This is a genomic window from Desulfitibacter sp. BRH_c19 (assembly GCA_001515945.1).
Classification (GTDB): domain Bacteria; phylum Bacillota; class DSM-16504; order Desulfitibacterales; family Desulfitibacteraceae; genus Desulfitibacter.
In genome coordinates this window covers 178,195-204,992 of record LOER01000016.1, presented here as the reverse complement: position 1 = coordinate 204,992, position 26,798 = coordinate 178,195, and the positions used below count along the sequence as shown (strand labels likewise).

Sequence of the window (26,798 nt, the reverse complement as noted above, 5' to 3'; positions counted from 1 at the left end):
GAATTTTATATTGACGATTAGGAGGGGTAAATAAGGCTATGAAAAAATCTACAGAAGATAAACGAGATATTATCATCAATGACGCAGCATATAAACTGTTAAAGATGTTTGAAACAGGACATATGCCAGTAGCTGTCGCCAGGACAATGATCCAAAAGCAAGCCGGTGATAGTAAGCCTTGCCATAATTGGAGCTTAGGAAACAATCTTTTAATGATTGCTAATAACACCGAAGATGCAAGGGGCTTTAAACAATGGAAGGAGGTAGATAGACATGTTACAAAGGGAGCAAAAGCGTTTTATATACTTGCACCAATTACAAAGAAAATTACCAAAAAAGAAATTGAGGTTGATAAGACAACAGGAAAAGAAACAGAAGTTGAAAAACAAAAAACCTTTATAAAAGGTTTTAGGGGCATTCCGGTTTTTAATGTTGAGGATACAACTGGTAAACCTCTACCAGAAATTAATTACCAGCCAGCAGAGCTACCTCCATTATGGGAAGCTGCTAAAGAGTTAGGACTAGATGTTCAGTATAAACCTGCCGTAAATGAAAGTACTTACGGTAGTTTTTATTTTATGAAGGGGAAAATTGAATTATATACACATGATACTAAAACGTTTTTTCATGAGCTGGCTCATGCAGCACATGGAACATTTGTAGAATTAAAAGGAGGGCAGGACCCAAAGCAAGAGATTGTTGCTGAAATGTCGAGTGCAGTTTTGATGCAAATGTATGACGTAAAGGGCTTTGAAAAACATAATTTTGATTATATTAAGAGTTATGCAAAATCAAATGATAGTGCTGGTGTAGTAAAAGAAATTATGGGGGTGTTAAATGAAGTAGAAAAGACAGTAGAAATAATATTAGAACATGCAAGAACACGGGAAAAGGATCAGCAGATTGTAATAACAAAAAATCAGCAAAAAACGAAAATTGAATTAGAAAGATAACCAAAAAGCCGATAAGGGCTTTTTTATTTTGCTTAAAAAAATTATTTCAGGAGGTACTTGATATGCCAACTTTTATTACCCAGATTATCAGTTTTTTTCAAACTGCTTTAACATGGCTAACTGCTCTAGCTATTCCGGTAGTTGCAGTAATGGCTACATACCATGCGATTATGAGGTCAACTGCTCAAGATGATCATTCTGCCATGGGGCATAGTAAGAGTTTAAGTAATACCATAAAATATGGGGTAATTGCTATTCTAGCTGGTGGAATTGTAAGCACAATCTTAGGCATGTTTTAAAAATTAGTTTTTAATAGGCAGGTTATATTGATAGCCTGCCTTAGCTTTTAAAAGGTGGTTAGATAACATGGAGAATAACTGGACAAATGCTGATTTTATAAACAGTATTATAAGCTTTTTTCAAACAGCTCTAACATGGTTAACTACTCTAGCTATTCCAGTAGTTGCAGTTATGGCAACTTATCACGCCATAATGAGGTCAACTGCTCAAGATGATCATTCAGCCCTGGGACATAGCAAGAGTTTAAGTAATACCATTAAATATGGTGTAATTGGTATTTTAGCAGGTGGAATTGTAAGTACTATCTTAGGTATGTTCTGAGGTGATGATATATGAAAATTGGCGATATTATCTTATCAAGGCATAGTGCTGCATGTATTGTACTAACTCTGCCAAATGATAGTGGATGGTTAATGGTCAAGAAGTTACTAGATGGGTTAGTTTTTGAAATCCATATTAGTAACTTTATTGCTTTTTGAAGGGATGTGATTAAGTGCTTGAAAGAATTGGTGATATGATTAATTCTGGTTTTGAGGAATTTTTGATAGGATTTATTTCACCCATCTTTACTGTTGTTGACTGGTTCCTTTCTGTTTTTACTCAATATGGCATGTTGAATGATTTATTAAACATTTCATGGATTAACCAATTTATTTTAGGATCACAAGCTATTGCTGGGGCTATATTAGCTTGTAGGTTTGCTTGGGAAGCATTGATGATGGCTTCTTTACGTTCAGAAGGTGCACCTACTGATCCAGGGGGCTTGCTAAAAAGAACTGTAATGTCTGCTATAGCCATTGCAGGGGGTCCTTGGGTTATTAGAAACGCTATTATTATTGGTAACCAGTTTGCATTATGGGTTGGTAATGTTGGAATAGGTGTAGGTTTAAGTGATTTAAGTTTAGAGGGTCTTGTAGGTACTGTTGGAACTAGTGTTTTGTTTGGAACCCTACTATCTCCAATTATTGTACTTGGAGGTGGAATACTCACATTTCTTGTGTTCATGCAGGCATTAATAAGGACTGTAGAAATAACACTTACAGCTATCATTTCCCCTTATGCTGCCATTGGCCATATGTCAGGAGGAGGAATGGCAGATATGTGGGTAAAGGAAGTAATAATAATTTCCATGACACATGCTGTACAGATGTTGCTACTGTATATGAGCATAGCTTTTCTTTTGGCTCCATCTGACTATGGATTCGGTACACAGTTTGAGATTAAGTTATTTATGTGGCTTGCAGCACTTTGGGTTAGTTTTAAGAGTCCTAAGATACTAAGAAACTATGCTTATCATACTGGAATGAGTAGTGCTGCAGGAAGTTTGGGACAATCTGCATTGTATAGAATAGCTTCTACTGTAGGAAGAAAATAAATGAAGGGAATGTCTAGAATGTCTAATATGGCTAAAAATGAATACTTAGTTCCCAGGGAAACGAAAACCAAAATGGAGATATTTCCTGGCTTTGGTTTTATAGAGCTTGGTGCTGTTGCAGCTGGCATGGCGTTAGGAGGAGTATTGCAATTAATACCTGTTATCTTGCCTTTACCAATAGGTCCTAAATTATTTGCAAGACTTTTTATATTTACTTTACCTGCGGCTATGGCTTATATGCTGTTCAAGCAAGATACTGCCGGTAACAGTTTGTACCAACAGTTAAGAGCTTTTAGGACATGGAGTAGTAGACCCAAGGTATATTATTACAAAAGGAGGGGCTTTTAGTGAAGTTACCAGCCATATCTAAACTTAAAATAAAACTACCAAGTAAAAAACAAAAATTAGCAAACAAACAGGTAAACGTAAAAAGTAAAGATAACACAGTACAACAATGGCTGCCAATACAGGACATTTCTGAAGGTATAGAATACCACTATGATGCTACACCTGTTACTGTTGTTAGGGTAGAACCTAGCCCATTTTCACTTCTGTCTGACAGAGAAAAAGAAAGGAGAATTGGAGCCTTGTTTGAAGCAATCCAGGCAATACCAGGAGATATGCAGATAGAAGCTATCCCCAGACCTATTGATTTAGATATTTATATTAAAGCTTTGGAAGTAAAGTTAAAAGAAACTGAAGGAAAAAGAAAAGTTATCCTAAGGGGATATACAAACTATGTAAGAAAGATAACTGCTGGTGCAGAAGCCATGGAAAAGAGATTTTTTGTATTAATACCAGGGGAAAAAGGCAATGAAGATGAACTGTTAAGCAAAACTAAAGAGTTTGTAGGAGAGTTGGCAAGAGCAGAGTTAAATGCTCATTTAAGCAGCTATCAAGAGATACTTGATATGCTGTTTTCTTTTTTTCACTCTCCTCAAGCTGCCTTTGAAAGGGCAGAAGAAAAAGAAACCGTTACACCATATTTTAATCGAAAGGAAGTGAAATAATGGCTCTAGTTGATATTATAGCTCCACCAGGTATCAAGTTTAATCAGAGAAATATTGTCATAGGTGATTGCGTTGGAAAAGTTTTAGTAGTTGTAGGGTATCCTCCCAGGGTAAAAGATGCTTGGTTAGCTAGGCTTGCTAACATGCCAGGAGTTGTTGTCAGTATCAGTATTTCTCCTACTGATCCACTTGATATGCTTAAAGCTTTAAATAACAGCATTAAGGAGTTTAATAGTAGACTTGCTACGGGAGGCCAAGCCTTGGACAGAAGTAGGTGGGAACAATCTTTATCTGATTCGAAAGAACTTCTAAAAAAAATAGATCAAGAAGGTCAAAGAGTTTATAACACTACCGTAACTATTTTGATAGTTGCACAGACAGAAGATGAACTAAATAAAAAGACCAGACAGGTTGAGGCAATGTGTGCAGGGCAGGGGATGAGAGCAAGAACTACAGTATTTAGACAGGAAGATGGGTTAAAAACAGTAGGACCTTTTGGTTTAATGCAAAAAGAAATTACAGAAATGGCAGGTAAGGATATGCCTGCTGAAACTGTTGCTGCAAGCTATCCTTTTGTTAGCAGTAGTTTAAACCATGGTAAAGGGATTGTTCTAGGCAGAGATTCTGATGATGGTTTGATACTTGTAGATAGATGGAAGCCTCCCCAGGATGCTGGTGTTACCAATCCAAATATGAACATCCTGGGTACTTCTGGTGGGGGTAAGTCTTTTGCTGCAAAGATGATTCTGTTAAGGGAATATGCTCTAGGTGCCAGGATATTAATACTAGATCCCGAGCGAGAGTATAAAATGATGTGCAGGGAGCTTGATGGAAGCTGGATCAATGCTGCAGGTGGGAAAGGTAAAATTAATCCATTAGAAATTAGACCTGTTCCTGATATAGATCCCGATGAGGAAGATGAGGAACAAGATGATAGTGTTAGAGGACCACTATCTAGCCATTTGCAGAGGGTTAAGACTTTATTTCAACTTTACTTACCTGGGCTTTCAGATCTAGAAAGGTCAGTATTAGATGATTGTATACTTGCGTCCTATAAAGATTACGGGATTATTTGGCAGACTGAACCCTCTACAGTAAAAGAGTACCCCACTGTTCTTGATGTATATAAGCATATCCAGGCTAAAGGACAAGAAAGGTTATCAGTACTCTTTAAAGGAGCTGTTGAAGGTGCAGATGCAGCTTTGTGGAATGGGCAGACTACCATTCCTGCTGTAGGTGATTTTACTGTGCTGGATATTAGAGATTTAACAGATGCAAGTGAAAATGTACGAAGGGCACAATATTTTAATATCCTTTCATATGCTTGGGACTTAGTTAGAGAAGGCAGAGCTGAAGGAAAAAGGACCGTGCTTGTGGTGGATGAAGCATGGCTTTTAGCAGATCCACAGACACCGCAGGCCATTGGTTTTCTAAGAGACCTTTCTAAAAGAATTAGGAAGTACAATGGTAGTTTGACTATCATCACTCAAAACATAGTAGATTTTCTAGCCCCTGAAATAGCCAGGTTAGGACAGCCTGTAATTACTAATGCTAGCATGAAGCTATTAATGAGGCAGGAAAGCAGGGATTTAGAAGCTCTAACAGACTTAATGAAATTATCTGAGGCAGAAGTTGATCTCTTAGCTGGTGCTAAAATAGGTCATGGGTTATTACTAGCAGGTAATAATAGGGTACATACAAGAATTGAAGCGGCCGCCCATGAACTGGAGGTGATTGGATAATGGCTGAACCAATTAGTGCAGCTGTTGCTGCTAAACTTGCAAGACTAGGAACAGCTATTGCGGATGGTTTGTTTGGAAGCGAAGATGATAAAAGCAGGGGAGTAAAGATACTAATCTTTACTCTCTTTTGTATTATCTTCTTTTTTATTTATATCATCGTGACTATTCCTGTCTTGCTCTTTTCATTACCCTTTGCAACCTTTGATGAGTTGTCATCCTATTATGATACAGTTGAAGCGATAAATGAAAGATGGGAGGAAGAAGACATTGAAATACCATGGTTAGAAGTAGTTGCTTTAGCTGGTGTAGTGCATGAACAAGAATTCGATAATATTCGTAGCAGCCATATAAGAAGTATAGCTAATGATTTCATCAAAGAAGTTGAACGTGAATCCTGTTCAACAGATGATGAAGGTAATACTACCTGTACTACATGGATTGAATATAGGCTAAGAAGTATGAGAGAAGTGGCAGATCATCTTGGTCTAACACCTGATGAATTAGATATAGCTCGAAACTATCTGATGGCATTAGAGGAGGGTGGTGTTAGACCACCGGCAAACTGGATTTCAAATCCACATCCAGGATGGGAGTGGCCAGTCCCTGGCTACAACAAGGCAAGTGATATATATTCTGCCTTTGGTTTTAGAATTCATCCCATTACAAAAAAACCAAACGACCACAAAGGTGTAGATATCGTTGCTTCCACAGGCACGCAAGTTCTAGCAGCCATAGAAGGCACGGTTGTCTCAATAGGAGAAGATGAGATCTACGGAAAATTCATTGTAATAGAAAGCAAAAATTATTGGACTAAATACGCTCACTTACACTTTATTAGAATATCTAAGAGACAAAAAGTTAAAGCAGGTCAAAGACTAGGCTCTGTGGGTAGCACGGGCCAAAGCACCGGTCCGCACTTGCATTTTGAGGTTAAGGAAAAAGGCTTTTTCAGGTCAAAGCATGTAAATCCTCTAAAATTTTATTAAAAAATAAATTAAATACGTATAGATTATATTTAAATACTTAATTCTTTTAGAAAGGATTTACCAGATAAAATTGTGAAAAATGAAGGAAAAATATTGATTATATCGAATACTTCACCTTAAAGAGGGTGAAGATGAACACTTCACCTTAGGAAGGGTGAAAATGAATATATTTCAATTTCATCTATAGGAGGATAAAATGGATAAAATTACTGTACTTACAGCTGATGTAGTAGATTCTAGAAGGAACTTACAGTAAAAGGAAAAGTTAAAAGAAAAGTATATGTCAAGGACCTTAACTTAAGGTTGAAGAACATCTAATGTCCCATCTATAAGCAAGCTCAAGTCATATATGCAGTCAGTCTCAAAAATGTCCACTATAACATTATGATTATCTACTAGGGCTTCAAAAACTTCTTCAATACATGAATACTGGTTCTTATTTAGCTGATGCAAAACTTCAGTAACAACAATTGAAAGATATTCACTTAAATTTTTTATATATGTTGATAAGGGCCTTGTAGAAAAATAAGCTGAGTGTGAGATTGAGTTTCGTACTCTGTATAATCTCTGTAAATGCCAATTAATTTTTTTATGATGTTCCTTTAATCTTTTTGCAACACTTGGTCCATCCTCTATTAATTGTTTTATTTCATATATGCGAAAATTCAGGAGACAATTGACTTCACATTTTTTTTCTAATTCTTTAAATTTAGTTTCATCTCTAAGTAGCTTTAATAAGTCTTCTGCTACTTTAGTTTTTGATTCTTCCAAATTGATTACAGTGCCATCTAATCCTTCTAATTGTACATCACACCTTTTACAATCTTCAGCAAAATTACGCAATATCCTATAGTAATACCTAACACAAAGTGCTGCAGGAATTATTTGTTTTAAGTGTTCTATAATACTTTCATGTTGACCAGTTTTTACAAATGACTCGAGTGCAACCCATAAATTCAGAAATTTAACTTCCTGGAATAAAGATGTTCTACTAAGGTTGCCATATAAGAATGCCCCTTGCAGTTTTGTAATTGTTTCAGGTTCAATAGTTTTGTTTTTTAAAACATTTTTTGCTACTTGAAATAGCTTTAGAGAAGTATCAACATAATCATGTATTTCAAAAAGATGAGAAGCATCATAGTTATAAGCATGGTTGTTCTCTTCAATAATAATTACTTTAGGTATTTTAGATAACCAAGGTTCTAATATTCTATAAAACGAAACATAGTTAATTTCATAACTAATTTTTTTAAAACCTTCAAAAAAAGCTGAATGAGAATCGTATGCTTCTAATTCGCACACGAAATAGTAATCGTTTATTCCTATTACATAATTTAAGTTGTTTGCTTTATTGAATTTATATAACAGTAATTCTTTACCTATAAATAAATCTAAATTAAGGTCTTTTAAATTTATTATTTCTTTTAGTCCTAATTTTTGTGTAATTTCCAACTTAAATAGAAACCAAAATTTCTTTTTACCAGAAGTAATTGCTTTTGAGAAGCTATCCCATTTTTCTTCAAAAGTATTATTATTTTCAAATAGATCCCTTAAACGATATAAATATTTTGAAGAGAACCCTATACCAATACTTTCACTTACAAGAGATTGCAGGCATTTATGTATTTTTTCATTATCATCGACTTTAATAGCAATCTTAGTCGAATCTAGTAACCAAAATAAATAAGGTTTTTCAATTTGTTTAAGAGCGTGTTGTATTTGAAACCTAAGTCTAAGTAATGCAGTATTTTCATTTTTCTTAATTGTTTTGCTGAGATGATGAATAAGTCTATTTTTAATGTGCTTTGCATGTTCTTCAAGAATATCATCTTCTTTAATTATCTTTAGGCTTTCTTTCATACAATCTTGCAAGTTAGAGATATGAACATTGTTATGTCTTAATCCTGTTATTACATCTAATAACTCTAATAGAGACATATGACTATTTAAAATGTTATACTGATAGGAGTCTAGTGTGTTGACGTTTAACAACTCTGACCAAAGCTGGAAAAAGAACATTTCTCCTATAGACGATAACCCTTTCTTTTGCAAAACTGAATTGTTGCTCCACTTTTCCATTGAATCACCACTTTAAAATTATTGACTTCGACTTAAAAATAAGTTAAAATTAAATAAATTAACGAATGAAAGAGGTAGCATTTCTTAGTGTCTGATTTTTTCAGCCTAGGGAATCAACCTCTTATTTTTATATTTAATAGGTTGTTTAGCATATTATAAACAATTTTTAAAAGAAACTACATTGGTTATAACATTCACAATCCATCTAAGTTAACTTATTGCTACTTGCTAATATTTTTTTCTTTGATTTTTTGTAACAACTTAATAACTATTTCTTTCTGTTTATCCGTCCCATCCTTATCAATCCCAACTCCAAACTCCAATATGTCCCCTTCCTGTACCCCAGGAGGAAGATAATCATAAGGCCAATCCACCTCATACTCATCCTCCCCAACTAAAAGCACAGCATAGTAGCCTTCTTCAATTTTATCTACTACTGCTTTTACTTTCATTCCACATAAGCCTTTCCTTCAGCTTTTATATCTGCTAACCTTGCCGGTCCAATACCGGTTACCTTTGATAATTCATCTAAAGATATAAATGGTCTCAAATTAATAACTTCCTGTGCTCTCTCAGCACCAATGTGAATTATCTCCTGAAGATCTTCAAAACTAGCAGTATTAATATTAATCTTTCCACTCTGTACCGGTACTGTATATGATGGTTGGTCATAATGAGTAGGTGTTTCAGCAGTCGGGACTACATTTAATGAATAAGTACCTCCGTTACTTTTAACTACAATATCACCTTCAAGGTCAGTCCGTGCTACCTTAACATCAGTATTGGCTAATTTATTCAATGTTTCTTGATGGGGGTGTCCATATGTATTTCCTGTTCCTACCATGATAACAGCTATCTCTGGATTAGCGGCACTTAAAAATTCTTCAGATGTACTTGTTCTGCTACCATGGTGTCCTATTTTTAGAATTTGAGATGGTATATTAGTCGAGTAATCTAAAATCATATGTTCTGCTTCTGCTTCAGCATCACCAGTAAAGATAAAAGAAACTGTATCATAGGTCATTCTCAATACAATTGAGTTGTTATTTATATCACTCATGGTCTCACCTGGGTGAAGAATATCAATTTCTAATTCAGAATCAAGGTTGATTTGATTACCTCTATGAGCTATTTCATAAGGCATCTCTTTTTCATCGATTGTTGTTAAGAAGCTTTCATATATCTTGGTTGTATGAGGAAAACCACTATCATAAACCTTCTTAACTTCAAAGTTAGTAAACACATCTTGCATGCCACCTATGTGATCTTCATGTGGATGAGTGGCTACAAGCTTATCAATGGTTGTTATTCCAGCAGCCTTTAAATAACTAACTATTTTTTGTCCAGCAGTCCTGGGTCCTGCATCTATCAACATCGTAGAACCATTAGGTGAAAGAACTAAAATTGCATCGCCCTGGCCAACATCAATAAAATGAACCTGCAGTTCTTTATCTGATCCTGATTGTGGTGGTGATGCAGAAGTAATCTTAATAGTACTTGTTGCACCTTCCCAAACCACATCATCGCCTAGAGCTTCGCTGACAAAACGCAAAGGAACCAGAGTACGTCCATTTTTTACTTGAGCCGGTACCTCAAGGCCAATTTCAAGACTATTTCTTAGAGCAGATTTTTGACCAATAATAAGCTCAAGACTTATATTTCCCCTGTTAGCATCAATCCTTTGTTCGGAACCGTACCAATCAACCACAGCATCTAGTGCTTCAAATGTAGCTCTCAGAGGTACTAAAGTCCGTCCTTCAACAATTTCAGGCTGTACTTCTCCAAAATCAACTTTTTGCCCATCAACAAATACTGAAATATCATCAGCAACTGCCGGTGCTGCCATTAGCATTAGTGCCAATAAAAGCATTATAAACTTCCGCACATCAATTTCCCCTCTCAAAAACACTATATTTTCCCAATATAATTAGACACAAACCCTTAATATCCTTGAATTATTAGCAATTCGACAAAATATGTCATCCTTTTACAAGAAAATTGGTTTATAATTATAAAATGTATATAAAAGTGTGGATTGTACGAAGATTAGTAAAATAATTATGAGTAAATGAATGATTAATCCAAATGCGATTAAGGTCTGGAAAGACAGGAACTATCGAATTTAGTGGTACTTATATTAAATCAATACAGTACAGTTGAAAAAGGCAAAGCTATCGAAAGATAGTGACTGCAAAGCTATGGGTCTAAAGCTGTTATCCAGCTATGATCGCCAGGCCGCCAGCCATAATTTTGTTAAATATGTGAAAACATAGGGTTGGATATGTGCCAGCTCTATGTTTTTGTTATTAAGAGTAGTGATTCAGATTAGATTTGTAAAGTTAGTTATTAGAGGCTAGTTCTGATATAGCAGAATAGGGCAGGGAGCCCATTTAAATATAATTTAACTTAGAATAATTCTGAAAGGGTGATTAAAAAGTGGCTAAAATAGAGGTGCATCTTAGTGAAGAAGAAAAAAGGCTTTTATACTATACGTTTCGAGAAAATAATATGGAAACAAAGTCTCGAAAACAAGGGTTTCATTAAGTATTTTAAAAAGATACTATTCTTAAAGTAGTAATGCTTTAAAAATTATACTCAAATTAAAGATAGGGGAAAAATTGTATGTTATTTCTATCACGTTCAGTAAATATGCTTGTTTATTCAGCTTATCAACCCATTTATTCCTTGGATAATATGAAAATTATGGGGTATGAAGCTTTGATTAGATCTCATGCAGGTCTCTCACCAGGAGAACTATTTATTACAGCAGAAAAAGAAGGGAAAACAGTAGAATTCGATATTAAATGCATAAATAGCTCAATCTCAAATATAGCAAAAATTAGTGGTATACTCTTTATGAATATTAGGCCTTCGACATTAATACTATTATTCAAAAACCACACAAATTGGTTTAAGAGGAATATTCCAAAAGATAAGGTAGTTCTAGAGATAACGGAAGTAGAGGAGATTATAGACATGGAATGCTTCCTTAAAATTTTGAAGGAACTACGAAAATGGGGCTACAGGTATTCAATTGATGATATTGCTACTGGCTATAATAGGATTCATTTGGTAATCAATTCGACGCCAGATTTTATTAAATTAGATGGCCCAATAGTTAAAGACTGCGATCAGAGTACAAATAAACGTTCTGTAATTAAACACCTGGTAGCAATAGGTAAAGATATAGGAAGTACAGTAATTGCTGAAAACATTGAAAACAGCAGAGAACTTCAAACAGTTCAAGATTTAGAAGTGTCATATGCACAAGGATTTTATTTAGGCAAACCAACCATTGATCTAGATAGAATGGTTCAATATAGAAACAACAATTTGGCTTAAAACACTAGTATTTAAGTTTACCGATAAAAAAAGCTATTGATTTTATAGTCAGGCAGCATCTTTTTGTGTGTAAAAAAAAGTTCCAGTCAATAGCATCGATAGAACAGAATAGTAAACATCAGGAATAGAATGTAAAACTCTGTCAAATTTTGCATTGACTTTTAATGCCAACCTTGGTACTATTTAGATAAGTTGTCGAAGATTGTTGAAATGGAGAGGGGAAAATATATGTTGAAAGCTACAGGAATTGTGCGTAAGGTTGACGATCTTGGGAGAATTGTTATACCCATTGAACTCAGAAGAACTCTTGGGATTGATGAAAAAGATGGTTTAGAAATTTACGTAGATAGTGAAAAAATCGTTCTTAAAAAGTACGAACCAGCTTGCGTATTCTGTGGTAGTGCAGATAATATCAACAACTTTAAAGGCAAAATTGTTTGTAGTGAATGTGCCTCTGCCATGCTTACCCAGGCTTCTTAAATTAAACTATATATATTCTAATATCTAATACCTAATTTCTTAACCTGTCTCATTTATATTTAATGGAGTCTGTTTTGATATGCAAAAAGTTATTATTGTATCTCAAATAACGATAAAAGTTATAGCTTATCTCCAATTGTACCCATAAGTTAATTTAACAGTCAAAACACCTTAGAATAACAGGGTGTTTTAATTATGATTGATGTGACTTTCTCATATTTTATCCCTCCCGTAAAATATTTAATGTTAGGTAATAAACTAATTCAATAGCGAAATGGGTTCGTTTCAAAGTGGTATACTTTTAGCAATATCATTTACAAATGGTGTAAGTTGCTCTATAAAAATAAACCAATGCTCTGTTCCTTTATATATTTAACTAACCAACATAAATATCCAATTCAGGTAAGATTTTATGTATTACCCTAAACTTATGCTCTGCTGCAGCCCTCATGAATTTCACCCAATCAGAGTTATTAAATCCTTCTTTTCTTTTGAACACATACGAATTCAATACTTTGCTTCCAATTATATTCTTCAAGCCACGCTGCTTTTTAGCTTCAACTGCCTCATAAAACCATTCCCTGGGATCGTAATTAAGGGTCCTATCAATTTCATTAAAATCCTCAAAACCAAAATAATTATTATTAATTGTCTGGAGCCATTTCTTATGCCTATTACCTAAACTATCTCTATGCTTAAGTAGAGCAACTATTTGGTGTTCATACTCCTTTAAGCACTTTAGTTGTTTTTGAGATTTATAAATGGGATTTAGTTCTAAGAATTGCAGGAGGTAGGTACTCATAGATATATCTAACCGACAGGAATAAAACGCTCATTAAGATTATCTACATAGATAGTCTTTTTATCTCTCTCATAAGAGCATTCTAAAAATGGCTTATCAGGATATTTTAGTGCAGCACCATGCCCTATAGGAGGAACCCCAAAGCTAATACAAATGTAATCTCTAGTAGTTCTAATAAGTCTAGCTGATATTCTTTGATGTAGGGTAACAAGATTATGTTTATGGTAATAACCCATAAAGTCTTGATGAGAAAATGTATCTGCATGTACATGGAGACCTATTCCTAATCTATATAATGCTAGTGGTGTTTGAGCAGCGGATTGATCAATATCTTTTAGAAGTGCACTTAAAACCTTAGTATTTGGAGCGGTAATTAAGTTACTATTTGTATTCGCTCCCCCCTGTGTATCTGTTAATCTAAAAGTGCCTATGGATATTAATTCAAAAGTTCCTATTAAATAACCCTATGCATTAGTGTGTAAGGGGAGGACGAAGAGGTTGAGTCTACCATCCTTACTTCACTACCCACTCTCAATATTTTCTCCATTAACCCCAATTCTCAGCAACCAATATATAAAGAGTCTTTCCACTTGAAAGCTTCCTTTTATACTTGGTCTTGTAATTTGATTCAGTAGGAAAGTGGGGTGATGAGTAAGAAAAGCAAGTCTTTTTCCCATCCTTTAAGATAATAGAATCTTGAATGCTGGGTATCTGGTTGATAATGGAGAATTTAAGGTCTTGGGTGATTCCGGAAAATATATGTGAACCTGAAGATTGGATTGTGACTTGTTCTGGACGGGTTGTGGCCACCCGTCCAAAACAAGTATTTTTGAAGGGTATATAATAATTAAATCACAGCTAAGCCCTGGGCTCCTAGATTAGGTATTTCTTCAGAATCTATCACTTGTAATCTAATGAGTTGCCCACCGGAATTTATTTTAAATACAGAAATTGACCCCTGGTTTCCATTTAAAACGTAGAAATTGCGCTGATCTCTACTCACTCCGCTATCAATAGGTGCGCCCATGGGTGACCCCTCTGGTGTGCTTGGTATATTCTCTCCAAGCTCCAAAGTCCCATCGGTATTGATGCTATAAAGACTGATAGTGCCACTTCCAGTATTGGACGTATAGGCATAACGCCCATTTCGAGTTGCTACTACCCAACAAGTTGCCATCTGACCGCTTTCAACAGAACCGCTAATAACATTTAATGTTCCATCTAGAGAAACGGTATAAGAGGATAGGGCATTTGTACCAGCTTCCGAATTTAACAGTAACCCGGACGGAAGAAAATATGATCCAAATGGCCCGGCCCCATTGGACCTGTTAACGGTACGTCGTGATACTGTACCATCGGGTTTGACGTCAAACACGCTGAGACGGTTTGTGGTTAACTCAGATACAACAAGTTGACTGCCGTCAGGGGTGAATACAACGCTAGCTGGATGGGCGTTTGGGGTACTTAAAGAGCGTTCTGAATTGGGTATCATTTCGAGTTCCCCCCTGGGGCCTATACGAAAGCCAGTAATATTAGAATCAGAACCGTTAGTATCACTTCCGGCATTAGAAACATATAGTAGTCTTTCATGTACAGCTAAGCTGTTAGGCTGTAATCCGCCAGAAGGCACCTCATCTACTAGAGTTAGCTCGCCTGTGACATCTCTACGAAAGCTTGAGATACTATTGCTGCCCGCATTGACAGCAAAGAGAAAACGCTTATAGTCAGAAAGAACAATAGATCCCTGTGATGCCAGTGGGTCGACAGCGCCACCTGGTGTTTCAGGGGAAACCCTTCTTGTGCCAGTACCATGGCCACCTGTTTTGTATGCATCTATTAGCGATAATGTTCCATCAGGTCCCCGGCTAAAGGCGACTACCTCATTATTAATACGTGAATTTGTCATGACATAAACTGTCCCTAAAGTTGTGGACATTTAGCAAATCCTCCTTGGTAATTTTTAGTAACTATGCTATATTGTATGTAAATTATTAATAATGGTGAAAATGATATGTATGTACATAGGTAAAGTCTATTGCAATACTGAAGGGGAATAGACATGTTTAAAAAATTAACAAATCTATACAATAGCTACTTAAGATATAGACAGACTAAACGCCTAGAATTAATGAACCATTACATTGACTTATCCAGCAATCTTAAGATTGCCAATAAAGAACTAACATACTATCTAGAAGGTTATAATGAATATTTTACATTCTCGGCTAAAAACATTTGGATTAATAAATACCAGGAGGCTTATTTCTCTATTAAAAGGGGTAATAAATATCGAAAGATTTCATTGGATAAAGAAAGTATTAGTACAATTGATGACTTCAAACAAAACTTTAAAGATATAAATCAGGTAAGAGATGATTATAATAAACAGTTTATAGAGATTGAAAAAACAAATTATAGAGTTTTCTTCAATGATATTGAAGGAAAGTCATTAGATGAACAACAAGTAGAATGTGTTGTGAAAGATGAAGTAAATAACCTGGTTATTGCAGGGGCTGGCTCAGGAAAGACAACTACCATAGTGGGCAAAGTTAAATATCTATTATCGAGATACAAGTATGATCCCAAAACAATACTAGTTTTGTCTTTTACAAACGCTTCTGCAACCGAGATGGCAGAAAGAATTAGAAAAGAAACAAATGTAAAAATAGATGTTATGACTTTTCATAAGCTAGGAAAAGAAATTATTGCAGAAGTTGAGGGTAAGCAGCCTGATATTACTCGCATAGAACTTAATAATTTCATTAAAGAGAAATTCAATAGTTTTAGAAAAGTCTTTGATTATATGTATCTGGTTAACGAGTTTTTTCTATCATATCTGAAAGAATATAAAAGTAAATTTGAGTTTAAAAATGATGGTGAATACATTGAGTATTTATTAGATAACCAAATTAAAACATTGAAAAATGAAACAGTAAAAAGCTATGAGGAAATGGAGATAGCCAACTTTCTATTTACCTATAATATTAATTATGAATATGAGTCCTACTACGAAGTAAATACCGCTGATCAACGCTATAGCAGATATAAACCTGACTTTTACCTGCCGGATTATAATATTTATATTGAACATTATGGTATAGACAGAGAGGGTAATGTGCCTGACTTTTTTACAGGAGATGGGGAACTATCTGCAAAAGAGAAATACAATTCGGGAATTAATTGGAAAAGAGTTTTACATAAAACTCATAATACTGTTTTAATAGAGACTTATTCCTATGAAAAAATGGAAGGAAATCTAACTAAAAACCTCAGAAACAAACTATTGGAAAAAGGAGTAGAATTCAAGCCCAAAACTGTGCAAGAGATGTGGAGCATAATAGAGCAAGATAAATCTAGCAACATCTCCAACTTCATAAGCTTAATTAATACATTTATTAATCTGATCAGAGCAGGAGGCTACACTATTAGTGACCTAAAGACTAAAAATAATGGCATTAATTGGGGATATGAAAGAATGAGAAATGATGTTTTCCTTGATATAGTGGAACCTATTTATACTGAATATATAAATGAACTAGATATTAATAAGGAAATTGATTTTAGTGACATGATTAATAAAGCTATTTCCTACGTAGAAGATAAGAAAATACGTAAGAGATATAAATACATAGTAGTTGATGAATACCAAGACATCTCTAAACCTAGATATAGGTTAATCAAAGCACTAAGAGATTTCAATGATTCTAAACTATTTTGTGTAGGTGATGACTGGCAGAGTATTTATAGATTTGCTGGCAGCGATATTAGTTTGTTTACTAATTTCCATAAGTATTTTGGTTATACAGAAAGCTCTTATATTGAAACAACGTATAGGTTTAATAAAAATCTAATTGATGTAAGTAGCAAATTTATACTAAAAAACAAGAGTCAAATAAAGAAGAAATTAAAAAGCTTTAATAATAATGATGATAGGGCAATTGAGATATTATATGGAGATACGAAAAACGAATTAGTCGGTTTAATTAAAGCAAGGTTAAATGATTTACCTGAGAATGCTACTGTTTTGTTACTGGGGCGTTATAAGGAAGACATTAGGTGTATTATTGAAAACGATGACTTTGTATTACAGGCTAATAGGCAGCAAAAGCAAGTTAAATATAATATGAGGTCAGATCTGAAGATGGAATATCTGACTGTTCATAGCTCTAAAGGTCTCCAGGGGGACTATGTATTCATCCTGAACAATAGTAACAAGAAACTTGGTTTTCCCAGTAATATAGCTGATGATAAAGTATTAAATCTTATAGTAGAAGATATTGAGAGTTGTGAACATGCAGAGGAGCGAAGATTATTTTATGTGGCCTTAACAAGAGCAAAAAAGACGGTCTTCCTTACTGTTGAAAATAATAGCAAATCTAAATTTATTAAAGAATTAGAAAAGGATACCTTAGTATCAATTTCAACAGAAGATGTTTTTTATTGTCCGAGCTGCAAAAAAGGTCAATTAAATATTAAAAAAGGGCCTTATGGATTGTTTTATGGCTGCTCGAATTATCCATTATGTCAACATACCGAAAAATACATTAAGTATACAGATAGTAAATAAAACCTTTTAGAGGCTATTTTTGAATAATATATGTTGTTTAGAGCTATTTTAACTTGACACGTTATTAATAGTCTCTTGTAAACCTGCATCTGGGGAAACTAGAGCATCCCAAAAATTTACCTGCTCTGCCATTCCGTAATACTAGCTGATTACCACATCTAGGACAACTTTCTCCTTTTAAACCTGAAGCAGTATATGTAGCTCCAGTTTTCCTAGACTTTTTTTCTAATAATGGAACACCAACAATTAAAAGTAATGATCCAATGATAAAGACAGCTATACCTATTGAAAAACTCCCTGTTCTAAGCCATACAAAAATAGAAAATCCTACAATTGCAGCGTATAGACTGCATAGTCAGGTTGAAATATTTTATTTTTAAAGTTCCTATTCATGAATTTCACCCTCTTATTAATAAATTATCCGATTTAGATTTCTCATCATCATTTCCCTGCTATTTATTAGGGAAGAAGACTGTTGCATCAGCTATTTGTGTCCATCCCTCCCTGTGGTAAAAAATGAAAAGGAAGCCAAACCTCTACTGCATTATTAACATTAAAGTTCCTGGTAGAAAGTGTTTTATGTGCTGTCATTGTCTGCCTAAACACGCCGCCATTAATAAACTTTAAGGCATGTCCATGTGTGGCATCATCTACTTGTTGGGAAGCGTAAGCAACTACCCTAGCATATTCACTTTTCATTCCAGCAATTCTGCACAAAACATATATAACTGCATGATGAAAATCCTTCTGCATAGACACCTCCTGTATTACCTTTTGTGAGCCCTATTTTTGAACTTATTAGACAAATATTCTCAATATCCTTGTAAATATTAGCAATTCGACAGGATATGACATTATATCTCAAGGAAATGTAAGTTAATTATTGAACTTATTTACTAAGGATAGTTTATATAGCTTTTTATAAACATTGAATGATAAATAATTAAACTAATATCTATAATTAACAGTTGGGAGCACATGAAAAGAGTTCTTGTGAGTTAAGTTTAATTGAATGATAAATTGTCATATTCCTAATCAGAGAGGATTGAGGGTGTTATGAGTACGCTAAATGTTATCTTAAAGAACTGCTATGGCATAAAGGATTTCGAGCAAGATTTTGTATTTACTACAAGTACAGAAAACCCTAAAGCGAAAGCTTACGTTATATATGCTCCAAATGGAGTGATGAAGACTTCTTTCACTAAGACATTTGAAGATATTTCAAGAGGCGAACAACCTAAAGAGGAACGTTATCACCGACCAACAACATGTAAAATCAAATTAAATGAAAGCCCCATCTCGAAAGAAACTATTTATGTCTTGAAGTCAGAAATAGACATCAAGTCCGAAAACCCTGCTATAACAAATATACTTGTTAATCCTGAGCATAAAGCAAGATACGATGAACTTCTTATTGAGCTAGATAAGTTGAAAAATAAGCTTATAGGCACCCTTCAGAAGTTATCGAAAGTAAAAAAAAATGATATCGAACAAGTCATTCTTAAAGATTGGGATATAAGTGATTTTCCTACTTGTATTACTAAAACACTAGAGCATTCAGCTGAGGATGACTTAGAACCATATGAATATGCAACCATTTTTGATCCCAAAGCCATAGAGATACTGAATAGCCAAGAGTTTATATTAAAAGCAAATGAGTTTAATAATCGCTATCAGGAACTTTTTAATAGTGATGGATCAATTTATACAAAAGGTGTTTTTAATCCTACAAAAGCAGAAACATCATTTGAAACGTTAAAAAAACAAGGATATTTTATGGGTGGGCACCGTGTTCACCTCAGAGGTGATGAATTTTCAATTAGCCAAGATGAACTCGATCAGAGGCATAAACGAATTCTGGAAAGGCTCGATACAGACGAGACACTTAAAAAACTAAGAATTAACCTCGCAAAAAACGCAAAAACTCATGCTTTAGTTGATCTCATTGAGAGCTTAACTTATACACAAGTAGAGTTTCTCCTTGACAAGCTTAAGCCAGAAAATCAAGGCCAGTTTCGTCAGAATCTTTGGTCTTATTATATGCAAAAAAGCCCTGATGCTGAGGCATATTTAAGGTCATTTAATGTAAACAAAGATGAACTTCAAAGGATTGAGGCTGAAGCTTCGCAAATAGCTCCCCGATGGACACAAGCAGTAGATCTATTTAATGATCGCTTTGTAGATATGCCGTTTACCTTGTTTATTGCAAATCAGACAGAAGTTACACTTGGTAAAGAGAATGCTCAATTAAGATTTATTTTCCGAGATGGTAACGACTCTGTTGAATGGTCACGATCTGAACTAAAAACACTTAGTCAAGGAGAAAAACGAGCTTTATATCTTCTTAGCTTCATTTTTGAAGTCGAATCAAGGAAACTGAATAGTCAGGAAACACTATTTGTGGTTGATGATATTGCAGATTCGTTTGACTACAAGAATAAACATGCAATCACTCAATACTTAAGAGACTTGACCAATACCGAGTATTTTTATCAGATTATATTAACTCACAACTATGATTTCTTTCGAACACTTGCAACGACATATGTGCATCGTGACAGATGCCTAATGACCATAAAAAATAACACTTCTATCTGTCTTGCAAAAGCAGAGGGGGTAAAAAACTACTTTATCGGTAAGTGGAAAAATAACATAAACCGTTGTGATATTATTCTATGTGCCACTATTCCATTCTCTAGAAATCTGATTGAATATACTAAAGGTGAAAGCGACCCTGATTACATTAAACTTACTAGCCTTCTACATTGGAAGAAGGATACTGATGAAATCACCATTGGTGACTATTTATACATATACAACAGCCTTTTTGGAACAAATTATTCTACAAATAATCAAGGTATATTGAAAAATTTATTATTTCAGAAAGCTGATGAAATTTGCAGAAGTGATATGCATGATGGATTAAACCTTGAGAATAAAGTATTGCTATGTATGGCGATACGGATTAATTCCGAGATATTCATGACTGAAAAGCTTCGAATACTAAAAAACGATTCGGAATACTGGTGTAGTTCCAATAGTCAATTTGGATATCTTATTAAAGAGTTTACATCATTGTCTCCATCAGCACCTGCTATTCGCACGCTAGAAAAGGTTAGCATTACAGCAAGTTCAAACATCCATTTGAACTCGTTTATGTATGAACCAATCCTTGACTTAACTATTGAGCACCTCATTAAACTATATAATGAAGTGGTTAGCCTAAATACGAGATAATATAGAATCATATTGCCCTAGATTATAAAGAACTTTCTTAATAATAGTGAGAAAAGGGAAACTACTCAGTAGGCAAAATGCGCAGTTTTATGGAACAGCATAAAGAATGATTTGAAAGACTTTAGTGAGCAAGTATGAAATATCCTTCATATATGCAGGCTGTTATCAATTATGGAGCAGTACTAGAAGAGGTAGTGTTATGGTTTAATATTTAGACTTTATCAGGTTAACCTATAAAATAGGGAGGTATTATATGAAAGTAACAGCTAGTGGATGGAAAAACAGAGGTGGAACTGGTAGTCGATCATGTAATTGTGGGACATGGAAGCAGCACTGGATTAACTGTTTGGGTAAGTCTTGGCCAAATGAATGCTCCATTTCAGGATGCACAAACAAAGCAACTTTAGGTGCACATATTATTAATTCAGAGGTATCTGGAGAAAAAATTGTTCCGGCTTGTGATTCTTGTAATAAGTTGAGTGGTGAATTCACATTAAAAGGTGGAGTCACTCTTGTATCTGCAAATAAAAAAGAAACATGTCAATAACTAATAGTAAAAGAGTGCTTTAAATTTGGTTAACCGGATAAAGTTTTTATATTTTGTAACTCGATATATTGCCGCACCTTATATGACAGAGCATTAAACCCATGCTATCAAACTTGAGGAGTGATAGCATGAATGAAAATCTATTATTTTTGACACTATTATAAAAACTGGAATGACAAGATCTTATTTTCAGGAGATAAGTTATTATGGGAAAAGTTGAAATATAAAACTTTAAACAAGACTCTAGATTCATGGAATGGGATGACGAATGGAGAAAGAACAACTTATTCTTAGATACAATTATTAAATCAGATCTTACTAAAGAAATAGTTAATAAAAATTATAAATTAGTATTATGGTTTGAAAATCATAATTATACTGTCACGCGAAAATTAAAACTAGAAGGAAAATGCTTTTGTGAAATAAATTTTTTAATGGGTGATTATAATACTTTTACTGATATTTGAGTGGTAAAATTTCAAAATTCGAAATTGTTGATTATGATATTACAGAATATGTCATATCACCGAAACAACGACCTTTTGATGGACGTTCCCCAAATTAGATGATGAAAAGGATTCGTTGTTTAGTTGCTAATGTATATCTATATAATAATACTTTCACTTAGAATTATCCATATACTGGGATGGAAGTGCCGAACTTATGTTCCTCACAAAAAGTATATTGCAGTATGCGGTGAGGAAGCTGAACGTTATCTTCTTGGTCACTCGTGGAAGGGGAACTTACAAAACTACTACATTAAAAGGATAAAGATAATAGATTTGCGAGGTGTATAGCTATGAGTAAAGTAGGCAGAAATGACACTTGTCCCTGTGGAAGTGGAAAAAAGTATAAGCATTGTTGTATAAATAGGGAGCCTATTGAGATTGATGATAATGACCTATTTAATGTAAGTGTTTACGGCTTAGAAGTTTATACAAAAGCTGAATTGGCTAAGTATAGCAGGTTCTTTATTGAAACTACTGCGGGTGAGAAGTTTGAAATAAGGAAAGCTGGACAAGATTACATGGTTAAAGACATAGTTCCACCAGAATTCACTATGCCAGCTAAAGACTATAGAACAGTAGAACTTAATGATATTCAAATACAAAAACTCAAAAAGCATAATCCGCAGTACGATTTTTTGAACGTTGGAACACATAACTACTTTGATGGTATAGTTGAAGGCGGTCATTTTACTTGGGAAAGGGCTGATGGATTTACCAGTTCAAAGGGAGCAATAAGCAAACTATATATTAGGCAGACTATTGGCAACTATCTATTAAATGTTAATCTATTTCCTCAAAAAGGTGAGTTCAAATCAATTGATGAATTCCTACATACTGGACTATCAATTGATACTGAATTATATAAACTTGAGTTCATAAACAGAGGAGGAGAATTATTTTTTGAAGAAAGTAAGGTATTTGCTATTTTATCAATTGTTGATAAAGAATCCTTAAGCATTGATGAAGTATTTAGTACAGTCCCAAAAGAATATAATGTCAGTTTTGAAATTGCCATTGGAAAGCCAATTCTTATTTTAAAAGGACAAGACCAAGATATGAAAATTTCGATTATCAATGAAAAGGTAGTTAATGTTAATAAAGTGTAGTAATAAAGAGATCGTTTATATAGTAACTATAGCTAATGTTTCTTATCTTAGTAATAGGAAGGAGATACATACATATAGGTGGTAGTTCTCCAGTCACTTATCATTTGTGTATGGAACTAGAAGCAAAAATAGAAACCCTGTAATGCTCTGTCAGAAAACTTCATTGAAGTTCCATAACTAGATAAGTCTTTTTATTCAACGTTATTCAGAGAAATACCATTACAGGTGTTTCCATATATTAAGCTCTAAAGTGGTAAACTTTTGAGTATAGCTACAGGAAATATAACTAACAGTCTTAAGGTAGTTTTACAGCTTTTGTTTATCCATTAAGTTGACAAGCAGAATAGATTTATAAATATGGAGGGACCAATGGAAATAGTACAATTTATAGGAATTATAACCTTAATAACTGGTGCCGTTGTATATGTTGCTAAGCAAATAATTAAACTGGTCATAGATAAAGATTTGGAAAAGTTTAAGAATGATTTGCATATAGCAACCTTAGACCATCAAATAATTTATTCAAGGCTTCATGATGATCGTGCTAAAGTAATTAAAGAGTTATACACTAAACTGGTTAGAATGGAAAGAATTATGAATGATTTAACTGGTCACGCCAATAAAGAAAAAGCAAATGAAGCTATAAATCAAATATTGGATGCAAAATATTTCTTTGAAGAAAATAGGGTTTACTTTCAAAAAGACCTATCAGAATTAATTGAAGAAATAGTAAAGACTACTCATAATAACTATTTCTATGCTAGTTGGAACTGTGAATATCAACCTCACGAAATTGATAGCAATGAGATAAGGGAACAGACCATTCAAAAAAGGTTAGAAGGTTGGGAAAGTGTTAAAGAAAAGGTGCCTAGACTAAAAGATACTCTAGAAAAGGAGTTTAGGATGTTGCTAGGAGTGCAGTAGAAAAGCATTGAAAGCATTTTTCAAAAGCCCACTAAATAATTATCTATTTGAACGAAGATTAAAAAATAGAAAACCCAAATTTAACGTAGCATACTGTTTTATAATTTATATTTAAATTAATGGAAATAAAAAAAGAATACATTCACTTTGAGTATTCTTTCGAATAAAAACGCACACTTTTAGTTTTTGACTTTATTCCAAAGAATAAACGGTTGCTTCGGTTATTCCAGAAACCTAAGTGTTAACTAAATTTCACTATATTATTATCAATACGATCAATAGTAAGATTAAGGCTTCTTTTGGTGCATTGAGATCACCACCTTTGGAATAAATACATATTTAGCTTTAATAGTAATTATTTTAGCATAATTTTATGAGATTAATAACTGATAAATCAAGGAACTAACTGATGTATACTTATAATTCTAGATTGTGAATGAGAGTCCTAGAATATTGTTATTTTATAAATAATTTTTAGGCGAAACCACTATTTCGGGGAGGATTTTTATGTCAAAAACAGTTTGCGGCATTAGTTTTGATGGTTCGTGTGCAATTGTAGTTACTCTAAATGGGACAAAAGGGGATCATTCAATAGCTAGATCTTTCACTAAAATTAACATTAAGGATCATAACAATCAAGCAGAAATTCATTCCTTTAAACAAGCTATTTTAAACCATTTTGATAATGAGAGTGTTTCAGTTGTAGGAATAAAAGGTCGTGCAACAAAAGGTCAATATAGTGGGGGACCTATTTCGTTTAAGCTGGAAGGGGTCATTCAAACAATTGATATACGTGTTGTTATTGTTCACCCAGCAACGATAAAGGCTGCTCTAAAAAAGTGTCCTGTCGACATTACTCCAAAAAATCTATTTAAATATCAACATGAGGCTTATAAAGTAGCCTATTATCTATTGGAGGACTAAAATGGATTTTCAAAATATTGATGCACCACCTGAAATTATTGATTGTGTGAGAGGACTAAGTGATATTACTATTGATGGATTTTCAGAAAAAGGAGGCAATGGTTACGTTTTTTTTGGGTTCCATAACCTACTTAAACGAAGGGTAGCCCTTAAGTTTTACTTTTATGAAGGTGACGCAAATTCAGAAGTTGAGCTATTAGCAAAAATTGACCATCCTAATATAATGAAAGTTTGGGATGCAAGAACCGTTGGGAATGGATGGGCATTTTTTATTACTTCAGAGGTTGGAATAGGGGATTTAGATGAACATATTGGCGGAAGAAATGTTGGTTTAATTGAAGCAATAAATATCACAAGAGGAATTCTTGACGGCCTAGGGGCTATGCACAATGAACCGAATAATATCCTCCATAGGGATTTAAAACCTGCAAATATACTCTTGGATGCAAAAGGTCTACCTCTTATTGCTGATTTTGGCTCAGTCAAAAGACTCCCAGACGGAGGTGAGTATGTTTCTGGGTCAAAACATGCTGCACTATATAGACCACCGGAGGCTTTTGAGAAAGATATATATACATATTCGTCAGATCTTTATCAAGTAGGGTTAGTTCTTTATCAATTACTGGGTGGACACCTACCATACGATCCTTTAGCTTGGTTTAATAAAGTAGAAATGAGAAGGTTTAAAAAGTTGGATGATGAATTTGAAAAGTGGCAATTTATCGAGGAAGTTCTATTTAAGTGTAGTAAAAAAGGACAACTAACCAAACTTAACACCTTACCTATTTACGTACCTCAACGAGTAAAGAAAATAATTCGGGTTGCTACTAATCCCGATATTACCAAGAGATATCAGATGACAAGTGAGTTCCTATTAGACTTGCATAAATTGGGTGAGATACCAAATTGGCAAATTGTTGATGGATACTTCTTTCTGCATAATTGGAAAGCAAGAGACTATAGAGTAGTACCTAGGAAGTCACAATATGTATGTGAACATAAAACTTGTGGTAAATCCCAATGGAGAAAAAACGGCAATATAGATATCGGCTCGGAGATAGATATAGTCTCACAATTAATTGAGAATTGTGGCATCGCCTAACAAGTACATGTAGCGGCTACGCTAACGCTCCGACCTAAATTACACACTGTCACGCTTATTGCTAAGGGGTAGGACAAGGAGAGTAATACCTGAGTTTTACTTGATAGTACGGATGAAGATACTAATATCATTACCAGAAAGTTGTAAAATAATATTTGACATGTTAAATATGGCTAAGTATAATAAAGGCATAAATAGAACATACGTTTTGTGTGTTCGAGCTCCAAGGAGGTCAAAATGGCTAAAAAAAGTTGTAAGAAGGCTACAAGTTCAAAGGTTGCTACAGCAGCTTCTAAAGCCCTTAAAGACGGTCGCACTAGTAAAACTACAAAAACTTTAGCTGGATCTGCATTAGCTCAGGCAAAATGCAAAAAGAAATAGATGCAACTTTACTAGTTCCCAGATCATAAAGATTTGGGATTTTTTTATTAATTTGCACAAGTAGAAGGAATTAACATACATCTTTCGAAATATAGTATTAATTGTTAAGATTTGTAATTCCTTGAAAGGTTTTGTAAACACTCATCTTGCATACATAAAATTATTACCTGAATTAGATTGATAGTTTTCAAGGCATCAATGCATAGGCCTATAAGTTACTCCTAAACAAGAGGTATTATTAATAGAATGGATGTATCTGCTAATCTAAAAGTGCCGGTGATATTAATTCAAAGTTCCGATTATGACACTAAAATAATCTTATGCATTGAACAATGTGCAAAGCGAATACGAAAGAGCTGGCTCTACCATCCTTATTTCACTACCCTCCCTGTACCCCAATTCTCAGCAACCAAAATGTAAAGAGTCTTGCCA

General features: G+C 34.1%; 25 protein-coding genes. 18 read left to right on the top strand and 7 right to left on the bottom strand.

From position 1 onward, the window contains the following. Positions 1 to 38: 38 nt before the first annotated feature. The 8 genes from APF76_04710 (at position 39) to APF76_04675 (ending at position 6,366) form a co-directional block, all read left to right on the top strand. On the top strand, positions 39 to 953 hold the full coding sequence (locus APF76_04710) for a hypothetical protein (protein KUO52340.1): 915 nt from the start codon (positions 39 to 41) through the stop codon (positions 951 to 953). 62 nt (positions 954 to 1,015) lie between these two features. Then, entirely contained in the window at positions 1,016 to 1,252 is a 237-nt protein-coding gene (locus tag APF76_04705) for a hypothetical protein (GenBank protein ID KUO52339.1), read from the top strand. Between the two features lie 67 nt (positions 1,253 to 1,319). Then, a complete protein-coding gene (locus APF76_04700; protein ID KUO52338.1) occupies positions 1,320 to 1,574 on the top strand; it encodes a hypothetical protein in 255 nt (84 codons plus the stop codon). A gap of 172 nt (positions 1,575 to 1,746) precedes the next feature. Further along, positions 1,747 to 2,628, top strand: a complete 882-nt coding sequence (locus APF76_04695) for a hypothetical protein (GenBank protein ID KUO52337.1) — start codon at positions 1,747 to 1,749, stop codon at positions 2,626 to 2,628. Beyond that, complete coding sequence (locus tag APF76_04690) at positions 2,629 to 2,976, top strand: hypothetical protein (protein ID KUO52336.1); 348 nt, start codon at positions 2,629 to 2,631, stop codon at positions 2,974 to 2,976. Beyond that, on the top strand, positions 2,976 to 3,638 hold the full coding sequence (locus APF76_04685; protein ID KUO52335.1) for a hypothetical protein: 663 nt from the start codon (positions 2,976 to 2,978) through the stop codon (positions 3,636 to 3,638). The genes APF76_04690 and APF76_04685 overlap by 1 nt, the downstream gene beginning before the upstream one ends. Further along, positions 3,638 to 5,380: a conjugal transfer protein TraC gene (locus tag APF76_04680; GenBank protein ID KUO52334.1), complete on the top strand. Its 1,743-nt coding sequence runs from the start codon at positions 3,638 to 3,640 to the stop codon at positions 5,378 to 5,380. The genes APF76_04685 and APF76_04680 overlap by 1 nt, the downstream gene beginning before the upstream one ends. Then, a complete protein-coding gene (locus APF76_04675; protein KUO52333.1) occupies positions 5,380 to 6,366 on the top strand; it encodes a hypothetical protein in 987 nt (328 codons plus the stop codon). The genes APF76_04680 and APF76_04675 overlap by 1 nt, the downstream gene beginning before the upstream one ends. A gap of 297 nt (positions 6,367 to 6,663) precedes the next feature. Here APF76_04675 and APF76_04670 read toward each other — a convergent pair whose 3' ends face one another. The 3 genes from APF76_04670 to APF76_04660 form a co-directional block, all read right to left on the bottom strand. Beyond that, on the bottom strand, positions 6,664 to 8,445 hold the full coding sequence (locus tag APF76_04670) for a hypothetical protein (protein KUO52332.1): 1,782 nt from the start codon (positions 8,443 to 8,445) through the stop codon (positions 6,664 to 6,666). Positions 8,446 to 8,666: 221 nt separating this feature from the next. Continuing rightward, positions 8,667 to 8,897, bottom strand: coding sequence for a hypothetical protein (locus APF76_04665; protein ID KUO52331.1), 231 nt, complete (start codon positions 8,895 to 8,897; stop codon positions 8,667 to 8,669). Continuing rightward, positions 8,894 to 10,330: a hypothetical protein gene (locus tag APF76_04660; protein KUO52330.1), complete on the bottom strand. Its 1,437-nt coding sequence runs from the start codon at positions 10,328 to 10,330 to the stop codon at positions 8,894 to 8,896. The genes APF76_04665 and APF76_04660 overlap by 4 nt, the downstream gene beginning before the upstream one ends. Before the next feature lie 737 nt (positions 10,331 to 11,067). On the opposite strand from APF76_04660, the gene APF76_04655 reads away from it, so the two are divergent. Continuing rightward, a complete protein-coding gene (locus tag APF76_04655; protein ID KUO52329.1) occupies positions 11,068 to 11,787 on the top strand; it encodes a hypothetical protein in 720 nt (239 codons plus the stop codon). Between the two features lie 228 nt (positions 11,788 to 12,015). Continuing rightward, positions 12,016 to 12,267, top strand: a complete 252-nt coding sequence (locus APF76_04650) for an AbrB family transcriptional regulator (protein KUO52328.1) — start codon at positions 12,016 to 12,018, stop codon at positions 12,265 to 12,267. A 376-nt stretch (positions 12,268 to 12,643) separates the two neighbouring features. Here APF76_04650 and APF76_04645 read toward each other — a convergent pair whose 3' ends face one another. From APF76_04645 to APF76_04635, 3 genes are all read right to left on the bottom strand, one after another. After that, on the bottom strand, positions 12,644 to 13,069 hold the full coding sequence (locus APF76_04645; GenBank protein KUO52327.1) for a hypothetical protein: 426 nt from the start codon (positions 13,067 to 13,069) through the stop codon (positions 12,644 to 12,646). A gap of 8 nt (positions 13,070 to 13,077) precedes the next feature. Beyond that, entirely contained in the window at positions 13,078 to 13,305 is a 228-nt protein-coding gene (locus APF76_04640; protein KUO52326.1) for a hypothetical protein, read from the bottom strand. Between the two features lie 611 nt (positions 13,306 to 13,916). Next, complete coding sequence (locus tag APF76_04635) at positions 13,917 to 15,005, bottom strand: 3-carboxymuconate cyclase (protein KUO52325.1); 1,089 nt, start codon at positions 15,003 to 15,005, stop codon at positions 13,917 to 13,919. 123 nt (positions 15,006 to 15,128) lie between these two features. Here APF76_04635 and APF76_04630 point away from each other — a divergent pair, with 123 nt between their 5' ends. Continuing rightward, positions 15,129 to 17,636, top strand: a complete 2,508-nt coding sequence (locus APF76_04630) for a hypothetical protein (protein KUO52324.1) — start codon at positions 15,129 to 15,131, stop codon at positions 17,634 to 17,636. 480 nt (positions 17,637 to 18,116) lie between these two features. Here APF76_04630 and APF76_04625 read toward each other — a convergent pair whose 3' ends face one another. Next, positions 18,117 to 18,389, bottom strand: coding sequence for a hypothetical protein (locus tag APF76_04625; protein ID KUO52323.1), 273 nt, complete (start codon positions 18,387 to 18,389; stop codon positions 18,117 to 18,119). Positions 18,390 to 18,692: 303 nt separating this feature from the next. Here APF76_04625 and APF76_04620 point away from each other — a divergent pair, with 303 nt between their 5' ends. The 7 genes from APF76_04620 (at position 18,693) to APF76_04590 (ending at position 25,985) form a co-directional block, all read left to right on the top strand. Then, on the top strand, positions 18,693 to 20,873 hold the full coding sequence (locus APF76_04620; protein ID KUO52322.1) for a hypothetical protein: 2,181 nt from the start codon (positions 18,693 to 18,695) through the stop codon (positions 20,871 to 20,873). A 253-nt stretch (positions 20,874 to 21,126) separates the two neighbouring features. Beyond that, positions 21,127 to 21,420, top strand: a complete 294-nt coding sequence (locus APF76_04615; GenBank protein ID KUO52321.1) for a hypothetical protein — start codon at positions 21,127 to 21,129, stop codon at positions 21,418 to 21,420. 251 nt (positions 21,421 to 21,671) lie between these two features. Next, on the top strand, positions 21,672 to 21,887 hold the full coding sequence (locus APF76_04610) for a hypothetical protein (GenBank protein ID KUO52320.1): 216 nt from the start codon (positions 21,672 to 21,674) through the stop codon (positions 21,885 to 21,887). Positions 21,888 to 22,219: 332 nt separating this feature from the next. Continuing rightward, positions 22,220 to 23,035: a hypothetical protein gene (locus APF76_04605; GenBank protein KUO52319.1), complete on the top strand. Its 816-nt coding sequence runs from the start codon at positions 22,220 to 22,222 to the stop codon at positions 23,033 to 23,035. A 369-nt stretch (positions 23,036 to 23,404) separates the two neighbouring features. After that, positions 23,405 to 23,959, top strand: a complete 555-nt coding sequence (locus tag APF76_04600; GenBank protein ID KUO52318.1) for a hypothetical protein — start codon at positions 23,405 to 23,407, stop codon at positions 23,957 to 23,959. Positions 23,960 to 24,466: 507 nt separating this feature from the next. Then, positions 24,467 to 24,883: a hypothetical protein gene (locus tag APF76_04595; protein KUO52317.1), complete on the top strand. Its 417-nt coding sequence runs from the start codon at positions 24,467 to 24,469 to the stop codon at positions 24,881 to 24,883. A gap of 1 nt (position 24,884) precedes the next feature. Further along, positions 24,885 to 25,985 (top strand): hypothetical protein, encoded by a 1,101-nt coding sequence (locus APF76_04590; protein KUO52316.1) that lies wholly within the window; start codon positions 24,885 to 24,887, stop codon positions 25,983 to 25,985. Positions 25,986 to 26,798: the final 813 nt, after the last annotated feature.

Coding starts and splice junctions, on each gene's coding strand:
- APF76_04710 (KUO52340.1), top strand. CDS start 39: ATGAAAAAATCTACAGAAGATAAACGAGATATTATCATCAATGACGCA.
- APF76_04600 (KUO52318.1), top strand. CDS start 23,405: ATGGAAATAGTACAATTTATAGGAATTATAACCTTAATAACTGGTGCC.
- APF76_04640 (KUO52326.1), bottom strand. CDS start 13,305: ATGGGTTATTACCATAAACATAATCTTGTTACCCTACATCAAAGAATA.
- APF76_04615 (KUO52321.1), top strand. CDS start 21,127: ATGAAAGTAACAGCTAGTGGATGGAAAAACAGAGGTGGAACTGGTAGT.
- APF76_04675 (KUO52333.1), top strand. CDS start 5,380: ATGGCTGAACCAATTAGTGCAGCTGTTGCTGCTAAACTTGCAAGACTA.
- APF76_04700 (KUO52338.1), top strand. CDS start 1,320: ATGGAGAATAACTGGACAAATGCTGATTTTATAAACAGTATTATAAGC.
- APF76_04645 (KUO52327.1), bottom strand. CDS start 13,069: ATGAGTACCTACCTCCTGCAATTCTTAGAACTAAATCCCATTTATAAA.
- APF76_04590 (KUO52316.1), top strand. CDS start 24,885: ATGGATTTTCAAAATATTGATGCACCACCTGAAATTATTGATTGTGTG.
- APF76_04605 (KUO52319.1), top strand. CDS start 22,220: ATGAGTAAAGTAGGCAGAAATGACACTTGTCCCTGTGGAAGTGGAAAA.
- APF76_04635 (KUO52325.1), bottom strand. CDS start 15,005: ATGTCCACAACTTTAGGGACAGTTTATGTCATGACAAATTCACGTATT.
- APF76_04690 (KUO52336.1), top strand. CDS start 2,629: ATGAAGGGAATGTCTAGAATGTCTAATATGGCTAAAAATGAATACTTA.
- APF76_04680 (KUO52334.1), top strand. CDS start 3,638: ATGGCTCTAGTTGATATTATAGCTCCACCAGGTATCAAGTTTAATCAG.
- APF76_04625 (KUO52323.1), bottom strand. CDS start 18,389: ATGCAGAAGGATTTTCATCATGCAGTTATATATGTTTTGTGCAGAATT.
- APF76_04595 (KUO52317.1), top strand. CDS start 24,467: ATGTCAAAAACAGTTTGCGGCATTAGTTTTGATGGTTCGTGTGCAATT.
- APF76_04650 (KUO52328.1), top strand. CDS start 12,016: ATGTTGAAAGCTACAGGAATTGTGCGTAAGGTTGACGATCTTGGGAGA.
- APF76_04610 (KUO52320.1), top strand. CDS start 21,672: ATGGAATGGGATGACGAATGGAGAAAGAACAACTTATTCTTAGATACA.
- APF76_04665 (KUO52331.1), bottom strand. CDS start 8,897: ATGAAAGTAAAAGCAGTAGTAGATAAAATTGAAGAAGGCTACTATGCT.
- APF76_04655 (KUO52329.1), top strand. CDS start 11,068: ATGTTATTTCTATCACGTTCAGTAAATATGCTTGTTTATTCAGCTTAT.
- APF76_04630 (KUO52324.1), top strand. CDS start 15,129: ATGTTTAAAAAATTAACAAATCTATACAATAGCTACTTAAGATATAGA.
- APF76_04705 (KUO52339.1), top strand. CDS start 1,016: ATGCCAACTTTTATTACCCAGATTATCAGTTTTTTTCAAACTGCTTTA.
- APF76_04620 (KUO52322.1), top strand. CDS start 18,693: ATGAGTACGCTAAATGTTATCTTAAAGAACTGCTATGGCATAAAGGAT.
- APF76_04670 (KUO52332.1), bottom strand. CDS start 8,445: ATGGAAAAGTGGAGCAACAATTCAGTTTTGCAAAAGAAAGGGTTATCG.